Consider the following 12,779-nt stretch of genomic DNA (forward strand, 5'->3'; position numbering starts at 1 on the left):
TTTGCAGCCTCTTCTATATGTATGTCCTTCCTTCCGATATTCTACTACTCTCTTTCTATATTTTATATCATATCCCATTCTTTTACTTTACAAGATGATTAGACCTTTGGGAAGTGGGGTGGGTATATTTGTATTCACGCTATAATTATAGCGTGATGAATACCACTCCTTATCTATCCCCATTCTGCTAAATCTCTATGCTCTTTTTGGCTCTTCCCTCCCCACGCTACACGCTATAATCTCGCGTGAGCTTAGGATGATACCTGTCAGGAACGGAGATCCTTGTGTGGAATATAATTTGCTACATCACTGGTAATATAATCTGGCGCTGATACCGAGTGTTCTCATCTTATCCACAGGAGTCAGGGGATTGTTAGGGTGGGGAGGAGTGATGCATATGACAAAGGCGGTGGGAATTGACACTGCTTTCAGGCAGGGACCGTTCTAACAAGAAACAAAAGTACTCGCACACTGCCCGGGCACGGAGAGATGATCACGGAGGGTTGAGATGGGAAAACGCAAGGGGATTGCTCGCAAAGAGCTATGTACGGAGCCTGATGAATATTGTACGATATCGCTCCCTGTCTATGTCAAAACAGGCCGTGCAACTCTGCCCCCCACAGCAGGCCGCGTCGGCTATTTCCTCCTTCGAAGGCAGAGGCTCAAGAAGAACTTCAAACCCGAGAGACTCGTACAGTTCGGCCATCTCAGTCAGGCGAGGTTCCATAGAGACAAATTTTTTCTCCCAACCGACGCTTACAAGTTCTTCTTCTTTGGTCATCTCTATTCCAGCTGCGACTTAAAATATTCTATAGTCCTTTTCAGGCCGTCGTCAAGGGCAACGCGAGGCCACCATTCAAATCGTTGCTTCGCCTTTTCAATATCGGGACATCTCTTCTTGGGGTCATCCTCCGGAAGGTCTTTAAAGACTATTCTCGATCCCGATCCGGTCATTTTGATTACTTTTTCCGCAACAGTCAGGATGGAAACCTCTTCAGGGTTTCCAAGGTTGACAGGACCGTGAAACCCTGACAGTCGTTCCTTCATATAATCGTTGTCCCTGGCCGGTCCTCCATCGGTCTCATAATCCATCATCCTGATCATGCCATCAATCATGTCGTCAATGTAGCAGAAGGACCTTGTCTGACTGCCTTCGCCGTAGATTGTGATAGGTTTGTTCCGGAGGGCCTGCTCAATGAAATTACTGACCACACGACCGTCATCGGATCGCATCCTAGGGCCGTAGGTGTTGAATATGCGAATAACCTTTATATCGACTTTGTTTTGTCTCATATAGTCGAAGAAAAGCGTTTCCGCTACCCTCTTGCCTTCATCATAGCAGCTTCGTCTTCCTACTGGGTTTACATGACCCCAATACTCTTCCCTCTGAGGATGGACTTCCGGATCACCGTACACTTCGCTGGTGGAAGCCTGCAGTACTCTTGCGTTCACTCTCTTTGCAAGGCCAAGTACGTTGAGGGCCCCCAGAACGTTCACTTTCGTCGTCTTCACCGGGTTATACTGGTAATGGATCGGACTCGCCGGGCAGGCGAGATTAAATATCCAGTCCACTTCCACAAGAAAGGGTTCTGTGATGTCTCGTCTTATCAATTCGAACCGTGGATTGGAAAGAAGATGAGATATATTTTTTTTCTTCCCTGTGAAATAATTGTCGAGACAGAGAACCTCGTGTCCGTCCCTCAAAAGTCTTTCAGAGAGGTGGGAACCGATAAATCCCGCACCGCCAGTCACAAGAATCCGCTTAGGGATATTGTATGTTCTATATCTGTAAGTTCTCTCGTCCATTCGTTTCACTCAAGTGGGTTATTTTCCATGCAACCATCCCGGCATCCGTCGTCGCAGGAGCATATCTCAATTCCTCTTGTCTGTCGGTCTTCCTATACATTCATAATAAAAACCCATCTCTGCCATTATTGCAGGGTTATACTGGTTTCTTCCGTCAAAAATTACGGGCTTCTTCATGAGTCCTTTCATCCTGTCAAAATCAGGTTCCCTGAATGAGAGCCATTCCGTAATAAGGATCAGGGCATCCACATCCTTAAGAGCATCATACTGGTTATTTTCGAATTTGATATTTTTATTGCTTTCAAATACTTTCTCGGCTACTTCCATCGCCTTGGGATCGTGCAAATGGCAAAATGCGCCTCTCATTGTGAGCTCGTTGACGATATATGTCGCGGGAGCCTCCCTCATATCATCCGTATTCGGCTTAAAGGCAAGCCCCCATATGCCAAACTTCTTCCCCTTTATATCCCCTCCGAAGTACGACAGCACCTTCTCGGCAAACGCAACCCGCTGAGAAGCGTTCACCTTCATTACTCGGTCCAGTATGGAAGCATCACACCCATATTCCTGACTGGTCCGTATCAATGCCCTTACATCCTTCGGGAAGCAGGAGCCGCCAAATCCAACGCCAGGGAAAAGGAACTTGGGTCCTATTCTCGAATCGCTTCCCATCCCTCTCATCACCATCATCACGTCAGCCCCTACTTTCTCACACAAATTTGCAATCTCGTTCATGAAAGAGATCCTGGTGGCAAGCATGGAATTGGCCGCATACTTCGTCATCTCGCTTGATCTTATATCCATGGCAAGAAAGGGCGCACCCGTGCGGGTAAAGGGCGAATAAAGTTCCTTCAATGTCTCCCCTACCCTGCCATGCTCCACTCCCACAACGACCCTTTCCGGCTTCATACAATCATCTACCGCCACGCCTTCTTTCAAAAACTCGGGGTTTGATGCCACGTCGAACGAGACATCGGCCCCTCTCTTTTCCAACTCTTTCTTGATCGCTCCTTTGACCTTTTCACAGGTTCCAACAGGTACCGTAGATTTGACAACAACAATTCTATATTTATCGATTACTCTGCCCACATCCTCGGCCACGCTCATCACATACTGGAGGTCCGCAGACCCATCTTCGTCCTGAGGCGTGTTGACGCTGATAAAAATAACGAGCCCGTGATCAACCGTCTCTTTGATATCTGTCGTAAACCGGAGTCTTCCCTGCTCCATATTGTTTTTTACCAATTCCTCCAAGTGAGGCTCGTAGATAGGTATAATCCCTTTCTTCAGGTTTTCTATCTTTGCCTGATCAATGTCCATGCAGATCACGTCATTACCTGTCTCCGCAAAGCATGTCCCGGTTACGAGACCGACGTAACCAACGCCAACAACTGATATACGCATAAAGCCTCCGTATTTTTTATTTCATTTTTACCTTCAAAATAGTAGGAAAGTCAATTAAAGATTATATGTGAAACAGCATCATGACTCGCCCCCCCCCAAAAAAGCCAGTTCAAACCTGAAAACCGCAAAAAAACCAACGTTCTCTGTTAATGAACCTCCCCGTCGCAAGCGACGAGGTGTCCCGGGGTTTACGACTGACTATTAGACAAGTGCCTCAAGGGACGGGGAATTCGACCCGTAGAGATTAACATATTGAAAAAAAGTCCATATTATGTTAAAAATACAAATGTTAGTGGGCTCGACCCGCTATTTTAGTTTAGAGGCTAAATGATATCCGAGAATGAGATCGTAAAAAAAATTGAGAGCGTACTTAATCCCATCCTTGGCGAGGAGTCGATTGAGCTGGTGGATCTTGAGTTCATGCCTTTCGGGAAGAGATGGATGCTTCGCATATTCATTGATAAAGAAGGAGGCGTTACAATAGCGGATTGTGAAACGGTGAACCGTGAACTGGGCAGAATTCTGGATGTGGAGGATTTCATTGACCACCCGTATACATTGGAAGTCTCCTCCCCTGGTCTCACCCGGTCGTTGAAGAAACGTACGGACTTTTTGAGATATAGAGGTAAGCTCTGCAAAATAACAACAAAAGAGCGCATTGACAACAAAACCGAGTTCAGGGGAAAGATTGTCGATATTACAGACGATAAAGTTGAGATTAAAGGAAAAATAGATGTATTTACAATCCCGATATGTGCTATAAAAAAGGCAAACTTAGAATTTGAATTATAAGAGGTATTCATGTATTTTGATTTGAATTACGTTATTGAACAGGTAGGCAAGGAAAAAGGCATACCAAAGGAAACGTTGATTGCTGCCCTAGAAGAGGCGATACTCTCCGCATCCAAGAAAAAATATGGCAGCCATCTCGACTTAGAGGCAAAATACAACGAAGAACTGGGCGAGATAGAGGTGTTCCAGTTTAAAAAAGTGGTGGAAGAAGTAAATGAACCAGATGTGGAGGTTTCCATTGAGGAGGCAAGAACGCACGACCCTGAATGCGAGATCGACGACAGCATAGGCGTTAAGATGGATACTTCGTCTCTGGGGAGAATTGCAGCCCAGACAGCAAAGCAGGTAATTGTCCAAAAGGTGAGAAACGCGGAAAGCGATGTTATATATAATGAATACAAAGGTAAGAAAGGTGAGATAGCAGCAGGCGTCATTCAGCGGGCAGAAAAGAACCACTACGTGGTTAACCTCGGGAAGACCGAAGCGATCCTTCTCGCAAAGGAAGTGATACCAGGCGAAGGTTTCCGTCAAAGAGACCGGATCAAGGCGGTTATCCTAGACGTCGAAAAAACCCCTAAGGGCTGTACAATACTTCTGTCACGGACTCATCCAGGCTTTCTCATCAAACTCTTTGAACTGGAAGTTCCCGAGATTCAGGAAGGTATAATAAAAATCATCGGGGCTGCACGGGAACCGGGAGAACGGGCAAAAATATCAGTCTACAGCGAGGATCCAGACATAGATCCCATTGGCGCCTGCGTGGGTGTGAAGGGGTCAAGGGTCCAAGCAGTTGTCCAGGAACTGAGAGGAGAGAAAATTGATATCATACCCTGGAGTAAAGATCCAGCCAAATTCGTCTGCAATACCCTGGCGCCGGCTAGAGTTTCCAAGGTCTATATCAACGAAGAGGAACATTCTATGGAAATCATAGTGAATGATGACCAGCTTTCTCTTGCCATAGGCAAGAAAGGTCAAAATGTACGACTTGCGTCGAGACTGACCGGCTGGAAGATAGACATAAACAGTGAGTCTGAAGTAGAGATTACGTCGCGGAAAGTAATCGACGACCTCATGGATAAGCTCAAGATTAGTGAAATCCTCGCCAGGATCCTCCATGATGAATATCTGAGAGACGCCCAGGACCTTGCAAAACTTACATCTGAAGAATTGAACAAGATCACCAGCATTTCCATAGAAGATTGCAGAAGAATCATCGAACAAGCCAAACAGATCAAGGAAAAAGAAACATCGGAAAAAACAGAGGAACGACAGGAAGAGGCTGCGGCCGGGAATCTGCAATCGTAAGAACAATAAAAGCAAGCACAGAAGTCAGGAAGGATTAGAGCATGACAAAAATAAAAATCACCACCTTCACCGATAAGATAAGCGACGATGAAATTCTGTCGAAATTGAAGGGTATCGGTGTAAAGATAAAGGATAAGTCAAGGGAGGAAACGCCTCACGAAGAAGAAAAAGAAAGGATAGCGCCCGCAGGAGAAACCCTCGTAGAGAAACGCGTGGCTTCCACGATTATACGCAGAAGGGTTCAACCTCCTCCTGAAAAAGAGAAAACAGAGACCATTAGACAACAGACGGTCCCCGAAGAACCTCCAAAAGCCCCGCGTCCAGAAAAAATTGCTATAAAGTATAAAGAACCAACACCAACAGAACCAGTGGTGGCGGAAGCTCCGGTTCCACGGGAAGCCAAAGCGGAGGTCCCGGAAACTGTCGAAAAATCATTGGAGATGGAGCCTCCCGAAAATAAAGAGCCGCCAGTAGAAGAACTGTCCAAGGGGGAAGTAGAGCGGATCGGACAAGAAAAGGAAAAAGAGATTACCAAGGTACTTGAAGAGGCTTACAAACAGGATCTTGAGAAAGAAGTCACTCTTACCGATGAAACAGAAGAAGAACGGAAGAAGAAAAAGACTGAAAAGCTTCTGAAAAAGATAGAAGAACAGGAATTTGAGGAGACCAAGGTAAAGAAAAAAGGCCTTCTCAAAAGAAAGGTCGTCATAAAAGAAGAAGATCTCTATACATTCAAGAGAGGGAAAGGAAGGTCCACTCCCAACCGAAAAGGACGAACACTGGATGAGAGGAGGGAAGAAGACCGAAGAGAGGCGAGACCTGCCAAAAAATCGATCAAGGTAGGCGACGAGATACAGGTAAGCGAGCTTGCAAAAAGGATGGGCATCAAGGCGCAGGATATCGTTACAAAACTTCTGCCTCTCGGAATAATTGTTCCTATAAATCAGAGCATAGATTATGATACGGCATACTTAGTAGCGAGTGAATTGGGCTTCGACGTGGAAAAGATAGTTTCAATTGAAGAAGAATTTCTTGCTCTTGAGGAAGAGCAAAAAGAAAGTAGCAGCCGGAATCTGAAGCCAAGGTCGCCCGTAGTGACGATTATGGGCCATGTCGACCACGGCAAGACACTTCTCCTCGACACAATCCGCCATTCAAATGTTGCGGAGAAGGAGGCGGGAGGGATCACCCAACATATCGGAGCATATGTGGTGAATGTGGACGGAAAGGAGATTGTTTTTGTAGATACGCCAGGCCACGAGGCGTTTACCGCGATGCGGGCGAGAGGGGCGAAAGTCACCGACATCGTCGTTCTTGTTGTTGCATCTGACGATGGCGTAATGCCTCAAACGGTAGAAGCCATAAACCATGCCAAAGCCGCTAATGTACCTATTATTGTGGCCATCAATAAGATAGACAAGCAAAACGCAAACCCTGACAAAGTCTTGACGGAACTGAGCGAGTACGGATTGGTTCCCGAGGAATGGGGCGGAACAACTCTGTTCGCGAAGATTTCCGCCAAAAAAAATATGGGTATAAAAGAGCTTCTCGAATTGATTACTCTCCAAGCTGAAATGCTTGAGCTGAAAGCGGACCCAGATCAGTTGGCCAAGGCCATTATCGTAGAATCGGAACTTGACAAAGGACAGGGTCCTGTGGGCACCGTCATCATTCAGGAAGGAACCCTGAAAATAGGAGATCCCTTCATAGCTGGGAGCATGTTCGGAAGAGTTCGGGCTATGATAGATGATAAAGGGAAAAGGATCCAGAAGGCGCCGCCGTCCACGCCGGTGCTTGTAGTAGGATTTCAGGATGTCCCTCACGGGGGAGACCGGTTCATCGTTACCACAGAAGAAAGGTATGCAAGGGAGCTATCAAAGTATCGCCAGGAGAAACTTAGGGAAAAAGAGATAATGAAGAGTTCCCGAACCACCCTTGAGGATCTTTATTCGAAGATGCATGAAACAGGGAGAGTCACTCTCAATGTAATTGTAAAAGGCGATGTGAGAGGGACTATCGACGCCATAATTGAAGCCCTGAAAAAACTTTCCAACGAACAGGTAGAAATTCAGATAATTCACAGCGGTGTCGGCGCCATCACGGAAACGGATGTGAACCTGGCTATGGCGTCAGGTGCCATTATAATCGGCTTCAATACAAAGCCGATCGGCAAGGCACAGGCGCTCGCGGAACATGAAAAAATAGATATCAGAACATATTCCATCATATATGAACTGATTGACGAGATCAAAAAAGCCATGGAAGGAATGCTTGCCCCGAAGATCGTCGAGACCGAGATCGGAAAGGCCGAAGTACGGAAAGTGTTCTCCGTATCTAAGATAGGCACGATCGCCGGATGTTACATGACCGAAGGGAAAGCGACCAGAAATGCTGTGGTAAAGGTAATGAGAACCAGCAATGAGGTATTCTCCGGTAAACTTGCCTCTCTGAAACGATTCAAAGATGATGTGAAAGAGGTTCAGACAGGATACGAGTGTGGAGTATCAATAGAAAGCTTCAACGATATCAAAGAAGGGGACATCTTGGTCTTCTCCATACAAGAAAAAGAGAAGCAGACCCTCGACGGTTAAGAAGTATGATTGTCGGTGTTTCAACTATAGAGATATTCTTTTCCGAGAACCAGTCTCTGAAAGACAAACGGCAAGTTACAAGAAAGATAGTGGGGAAGATAAGAACGAGGTTCAACATATCCGTCATGGAGGTGGAGCAGACAAACCTCTGGCAGAGGGCGCATATTGGTTTCGCTTTAGTAGACGTGAAGAAAGATCATGTGGATGCGGCGATCGAAAATGTCCACAGGTATGTGGAGTCTCTTTATATCGGCAAGATCATAGACACCAAGACAGAGATCATGGTTATGTGAGCAAAAAATGAGATACAGAAAACTCAGGGTCCAGGACCTTATAAGAGAAGAGATATCCTCCATAATCCAACTGGATGTCAAAGACCCGGGTATCGGTTTCGTCACCATACTGGAGGTAAAGATGAGCGAAGACCTGAAGATAGCCAAGGTATACTGCTCAGTTTACGGCAATGAAGAGACGAAACAGGCGACGATTGAGGCATTGAAGAGGTCGAAAAATTATATCAGGTTCCTGTTGGGAAAACGAATAAAGTTGCGATATACACCAGAAATTGTCTTCGTTCTCGACACCACGTATGATGCAGCAGCGAAGATTGAAGCGATATTGAACAAAGAAATTCATGCTAAAGAAGATTAAAGAGATTATCAACGAAGGAAAACGATTTCTCATAACCGCCCATATTGATCCGGATGGGGACGCGATAGGTTCAACATTTTCTCTGTACTGGGCGCTCAATTCCATGGGCAAGCAGTCGGTCGTCTATCTGAAGGATGAAGTGCCGTATAAGTACAAGTTCCTCCCACAGCCTTCCCACCTCACCCGTCAGTTCCCGGATGAAAGATTCGACGCGGTTTTCGTGCTGGATTGTGGAAGCCTATTCCGCGTAGGAGACGGGCATGAGCGGCTGAAAGAGATTGGACCCCTCATAAATATCGACCACCACAAAACAAATGAACCATTCGGGGCGGTAAATGTAGTCGACGAAACTGCCTGTTGCACCGCCGAGATCCTTTACTTTCTTTATGAATTTCTGAACCTGTTCATTACTCCCGAGATGGCTACAAACATCTATACCGCCATTTTGACGGACACCGGTTCTTTTCGTTTTGAGAATACAAATTCCAATGCCTTTATCATCTCGGAGAAAATGCTCATGGCGGGGGTCAAACCAGCCTATGTGTCGGGGATGGCATATAACAGTCATCCCAAAGAACGGTTTAAACTTCTTGGATTGGTCCTCTCTGGACTCGAGACATTTAATCACGGCAAAGTCGCCATGGCCTATCTCACGGAAGATATGTTTAAAGAGTCCCATGCGGGCCGAGAACTATCAGATGGGTTTGTAGAGCACATAAAGGAGATACGGGGCTTAGAAGTGGCCGTCCTGTTCCGACAAGTGGCAAAAGGCTACAAGATCAGCATGAGGTCCAAAGGGGTCGTGGATGTGGCCCGGATTTGCAGTCTCTTTGGAGGGGGAGGACATAAGAACGCAGCCGGCTGTATTATTGAGGGAGACCTGGAGACCGCAAAAAAACGAATAAAGGAGGCTTTAGAGCTTTAGTGAACGGCTTTTTAATCATAGATAAGCAATCAGGCATTTCGTCGTACGACGTCATCAGGAGATTGAAGAGAATATGTTCGTTCAAGAAAATAGGCTACATCGGCACTCTCGACAGAAACGCCACAGGCATATTGCCTGTGGTTTTGAACGAAGCGGTGAAATTGATCCCCTTCCTTGAAGACGGTCAGAAAACGTATATAGCCACCGTCCTCTTGGGAACCACAACCGATACCTTGGACATTGAAGGTAATGTTCTCTCCGCAATAGAAACTGAACCTTACGAGAAACCCGAATTGGAGGAATTGCTGAAAAAGTTTGAGGGAAAGATCACACAGCAGATTCCGGCCTACTCTTCAAAGAAGGTAAACAAAAAACCTTTATATAAATGGGCTCGCGAAGGGATTCCAGTAGAGCCTTCATACAAAGAGGTGGAGATATATCGGATACGGCTTCTCCGTTACATCCACCCACATCTCACGATTGAAGTGTCCTGCTCCAAGGGTACATATATCAGGACCCTGGCTCAGGATTTCGGCGCCGCCCTCGGCTGCGGCGCAACCCTCTATTCCCTTAAAAGAACGAAACACGGTGAGTTTACCGAAAGCATGTGCGTTAATCTCGATAATATAAACGCCAGACAAGACCTGCTAAACAGTTTAATATCATTGGAAAATGTGTTAAAATATTTAAAGATGACTACAGTGGAGTCTTCATTAGAAAAATTTTTACGTCAAGGTATGCCGGTTCCGTTGACAGGCAACCCGAAAGAATGGATAAACGGTGAGCTGACAAGGCTCTTTGATCACAAAGGGATTCTCATAGGAATCGGGACGGCAAATATATTATCAAAGACGATCAAGATCAAGAGATTGATAAACAGTTAAGAATAATTAAATAAGGAGGATTGTATGTCGCTTACCCCCGTACAAAAACAGACCATTATAGAAAGCTATAAAACTCACGAGAAGGATACCGGTTCTCCGGAGGTCCAGATTGCGCTTCTTACGGAACGTATCAAGTCTCTCACCGAACATTTCAAAAAATTCTCGAAAGACCATAATTCGAGGAGAGGACTCCTCGTTATGGTAGGCAGCAGAAGAAGGCTGCTCAATTATCTCAAAGAGAAAAACCTAGACAGGTACAAAAAGGTCATAGAGAGGCTAGGGTTAAGAAAATAGAGCCTAAAAAGGACAGAAAGGAATACTATGAAACAAAGTGTAACTATTAACTATGCTGGAAGACCATTAACGATAAGCACAGGCGAATTGGCAAAACAGGCAGGAGGTAGCGTCGTAATACAGTATGCCGACACAGTCGTACTCGTTACTGCGGTCGCGCAAAAAAAGCCGTCTGAAAGAGACTTCCTGCCTCTCACGGTAAATTATCAGGAAATGGCCTATGCGGCGGGAAAATTTCCAGGAGGCTTTTTCAAGAGGGAAGGAAGACCCTCTGCGGGAGAGGTACTCACATCCCGCCTTATCGACAGACCAATTCGTCCGCTATTTCCCAAAGGGTTCAGGAATGAGACCCAGGTTATCGCTACGGTGCTCTCTGTGGATCAGGAAAGTGACCCTGCCGTACTCGGCATCATAGGCGCTTCCGCCGCACTGACCATCTCGGAGATACCATGGGATGGCCCCCTCGCAGGCGTCAAGATAGGAAGAAAGAACGGTGTGTTTATCATAAACCCGAGTGCGGCCGATATGGCTGAAAGTGATATAGACATCGTGGTCACAGGAACCAAAGATGCAATCATGATGGTCGAAGGCACGGCGAACTTCGCAAGCGACCGCGATCTGCTTGATGCCATCCACTTCGGCCACCAGCAACTGATACCTCTTATAGAAATGCAGGAGCAATTAAGAGATAAGGTGGAGCCAAGAATAAAATGGGCCGTCCAGATAAAAGAGGCTCCTGAAGGCTTAAAAGAAGAACTCCGCAGCAAGATCGAGAAACCTCTAATAGAGACCTTCGGCATAAAGGCCAAGATCGAGAGAGGTGAACGGCAGAAAGAATTATTTGACAGCGTTGTGCAAAACTATCCGGATATGGACGAATCCATCCTATACGAGACATATGACGATATAACCAGAGATGTCCTGAGAGAGCAACTGTTGTCAATTGGAAAAAGGATTGATGGACGGGCCTACGACGCTATAAGGCCCATAAACTGCCAGGTGGGTATTCTGCCAAGAACGCACGGCTCCGCCCTTTTTACAAGGGGCGAGACCCAGTCTCTCGCCGTAACCACCTTCGGGACGGCGGATGATGAACAGAAAGTAGAATCGCTCCTTGAAGGCGAGACATTTAAATCGTTTCTCCTTCACTACAACTTTCCCCCCTTCTCAGTCGGAGAAGTGTCAATGCTCCGCGGGCCTTCGCGGCGCGAGATCGGTCACGGGAATCTTGCGTTAAGGGCACTTACTCCGATCCTTCCCTCCAAAGAGGATTTCCCTTACACTATCCGGATCGTATCAGAGATATTGGAGTCGAACGGTTCTTCATCTATGGCCACTGTATGCGCTGGATGCCTGACCTTGATGGATGCAGGAGTTCCCATCAAGGAACCGGTAGCGGGAATCGCCATGGGTCTCGTCAAAGAGGGCGATATAGAGATCGTCCTTACCGATATTCTTGGAGATGAAGACCACCTCGGCGATATGGATTTTAAAATTGCCGGCACACGAGAAGGTATAACCGCCATCCAAATGGACATCAAGATCAAGGGCATCACTAAAGAGACCATGTGGAAGGCAATTGGTCAGGCCAAACAGGGCATCGCAAAGATCCTTGATATAATGTCAGAAACTCTGAACGCTCCAAGAGAGACGCTTTCGCCGTACGCCCCCAGAATATACACCATCACCATCAAGCCTGATAAAATAAGAGACGTGATAGGTCCGGGCGGCAAAGTAATCAAGAGCATCGTGGAGCAGACCGGGGTAAAGATCGATATTGAAGATTCCGGTATCGTGAAAATCGCGTCCATGGATGAGGAATCAGCAAACCAGGCGATTGATATCATCCGGGGCCTCACAAAAGAAGCGCAGGTAGGCGAAATATACCTCGGTAAAGTGAAGAAGGTAATAGACTCCGGCGCCATCATTGAGATCATGCACGGCACGGACGGTTTTTGTCACATCAGCCAGTTAGCCGAGGGTTACGTGAAGAAGGCATCAGACGTAGTCAAGGAGCGGGACGAAATGCTCGTGAAGGTTATAGATATTGAACCGAGCGGGAGGATAAAACTCTCAAGAAAGGCTATTCTCCTGGAAAAGAAAGAATAGCTAAAATACCAAGGGTCA

The 12,779-nt window shown here is 46.4% G+C and carries 12 protein-coding genes; 9 read left to right on the forward strand and 3 right to left on the reverse strand.

Annotated features, from left to right (window positions below; genetic code table 11):
• Window positions 1–541: 541 nt before the first annotated feature.
• From LBQ00_03105 to LBQ00_03115, 3 genes are all read right to left on the reverse strand, one after another.
• Window positions 542–781 (reverse strand): hypothetical protein, encoded by a 240-nt coding sequence (locus LBQ00_03105; protein MDR2017853.1) that lies wholly within the window; start codon window positions 779–781, stop codon window positions 542–544.
• A gap of 2 nt (window positions 782–783) precedes the next feature.
• Window positions 784–1,806 (reverse strand): SDR family oxidoreductase, encoded by a 1,023-nt coding sequence (locus LBQ00_03110; protein MDR2017854.1) that lies wholly within the window; start codon window positions 1,804–1,806, stop codon window positions 784–786.
• A gap of 66 nt (window positions 1,807–1,872) precedes the next feature.
• On the reverse strand, window positions 1,873–3,210 hold the full coding sequence (locus tag LBQ00_03115; protein MDR2017855.1) for a UDP-glucose/GDP-mannose dehydrogenase family protein: 1,338 nt from the start codon (window positions 3,208–3,210) through the stop codon (window positions 1,873–1,875).
• Window positions 3,211–3,537: 327 nt separating this feature from the next.
• On the opposite strand from LBQ00_03115, the gene LBQ00_03120 reads away from it, so the two are divergent.
• Genes LBQ00_03120 through pnp form a run of 9 tightly spaced genes read left to right on the forward strand, consistent with a single transcriptional unit; the run spans window position 3,538 to window position 12,761 of the window.
• The gene (locus LBQ00_03120; protein MDR2017856.1) at window positions 3,538–4,002 is read left to right on the forward strand and encodes a ribosome maturation factor RimP; all 465 of its coding nucleotides are present in this window, start codon (window positions 3,538–3,540) and stop codon (window positions 4,000–4,002) included.
• Between the two features lie 9 nt (window positions 4,003–4,011).
• Window positions 4,012–5,307, forward strand: coding sequence for a transcription termination factor NusA (nusA, locus tag LBQ00_03125; protein MDR2017857.1), 1,296 nt, complete (start codon window positions 4,012–4,014; stop codon window positions 5,305–5,307).
• Window positions 5,308–5,348: 41 nt separating this feature from the next.
• Window positions 5,349–7,898, forward strand: a complete 2,550-nt coding sequence (gene infB, locus LBQ00_03130; GenBank protein MDR2017858.1) for a translation initiation factor IF-2 — start codon at window positions 5,349–5,351, stop codon at window positions 7,896–7,898.
• A 5-nt stretch (window positions 7,899–7,903) separates the two neighbouring features.
• Window positions 7,904–8,191: a DUF503 domain-containing protein gene (locus LBQ00_03135; GenBank protein MDR2017859.1), complete on the forward strand. Its 288-nt coding sequence runs from the start codon at window positions 7,904–7,906 to the stop codon at window positions 8,189–8,191.
• Window positions 8,192–8,198: 7 nt separating this feature from the next.
• Entirely contained in the window at window positions 8,199–8,549 is a 351-nt protein-coding gene (rbfA, locus tag LBQ00_03140) for a 30S ribosome-binding factor RbfA (GenBank protein ID MDR2017860.1), read from the forward strand.
• Window positions 8,533–9,474 carry a bifunctional oligoribonuclease/PAP phosphatase NrnA gene (locus tag LBQ00_03145; protein MDR2017861.1) on the forward strand — a complete coding sequence of 314 codons (942 nt, stop codon included), beginning with the start codon at window positions 8,533–8,535 and terminating at the stop codon, window positions 9,472–9,474. The genes rbfA and LBQ00_03145 overlap by 17 nt, the downstream gene beginning before the upstream one ends.
• Window positions 9,474–10,358 carry a tRNA pseudouridine(55) synthase TruB gene (gene truB, locus LBQ00_03150; protein MDR2017862.1) on the forward strand — a complete coding sequence of 295 codons (885 nt, stop codon included), beginning with the start codon at window positions 9,474–9,476 and terminating at the stop codon, window positions 10,356–10,358. Before LBQ00_03145 ends, truB begins: the two co-directional genes overlap by 1 nt.
• 24 nt (window positions 10,359–10,382) lie before the next feature.
• Window positions 10,383–10,652: a 30S ribosomal protein S15 gene (gene rpsO, locus LBQ00_03155; GenBank protein ID MDR2017863.1), complete on the forward strand. Its 270-nt coding sequence runs from the start codon at window positions 10,383–10,385 to the stop codon at window positions 10,650–10,652.
• A 27-nt stretch (window positions 10,653–10,679) separates the two neighbouring features.
• Entirely contained in the window at window positions 10,680–12,761 is a 2,082-nt protein-coding gene (pnp, locus tag LBQ00_03160; protein MDR2017864.1) for a polyribonucleotide nucleotidyltransferase, read from the forward strand.
• The last annotated feature ends 18 nt before the right edge of the window (window positions 12,762–12,779 follow it).

The sequence above is a fragment of the Syntrophobacterales bacterium genome (genome assembly GCA_031274925.1).
Lineage (GTDB): Bacteria > Desulfobacterota > Syntrophorhabdia > Syntrophorhabdales > Syntrophorhabdaceae > PNOM01.

What these genes read in the sequence shown, in the direction of transcription:
- nusA (MDR2017857.1), top strand. Translation starts at nt 4,012, where the DNA reads ATGTATTTTGATTTGAATTACGTTATTGAACAGGTAGGCAAGGAAAAA.
- LBQ00_03135 (MDR2017859.1), top strand. Translation starts at nt 7,904, where the DNA reads ATGATTGTCGGTGTTTCAACTATAGAGATATTCTTTTCCGAGAACCAG.
- infB (MDR2017858.1), top strand. Translation starts at nt 5,349, where the DNA reads ATGACAAAAATAAAAATCACCACCTTCACCGATAAGATAAGCGACGAT.
- LBQ00_03115 (MDR2017855.1), bottom strand. Translation starts at nt 3,210, where the DNA reads ATGCGTATATCAGTTGTTGGCGTTGGTTACGTCGGTCTCGTAACCGGG.
- LBQ00_03110 (MDR2017854.1), bottom strand. Translation starts at nt 1,806, where the DNA reads ATGGACGAGAGAACTTACAGATATAGAACATACAATATCCCTAAGCGG.
- LBQ00_03120 (MDR2017856.1), top strand. Translation starts at nt 3,538, where the DNA reads ATGATATCCGAGAATGAGATCGTAAAAAAAATTGAGAGCGTACTTAAT.
- LBQ00_03145 (MDR2017861.1), top strand. Translation starts at nt 8,533, where the DNA reads ATGCTAAAGAAGATTAAAGAGATTATCAACGAAGGAAAACGATTTCTC.
- rpsO (MDR2017863.1), top strand. Translation starts at nt 10,383, where the DNA reads ATGTCGCTTACCCCCGTACAAAAACAGACCATTATAGAAAGCTATAAA.
- LBQ00_03105 (MDR2017853.1), bottom strand. Translation starts at nt 781, where the DNA reads ATGACCAAAGAAGAAGAACTTGTAAGCGTCGGTTGGGAGAAAAAATTT.
- rbfA (MDR2017860.1), top strand. Translation starts at nt 8,199, where the DNA reads ATGAGATACAGAAAACTCAGGGTCCAGGACCTTATAAGAGAAGAGATA.
- pnp (MDR2017864.1), top strand. Translation starts at nt 10,680, where the DNA reads ATGAAACAAAGTGTAACTATTAACTATGCTGGAAGACCATTAACGATA.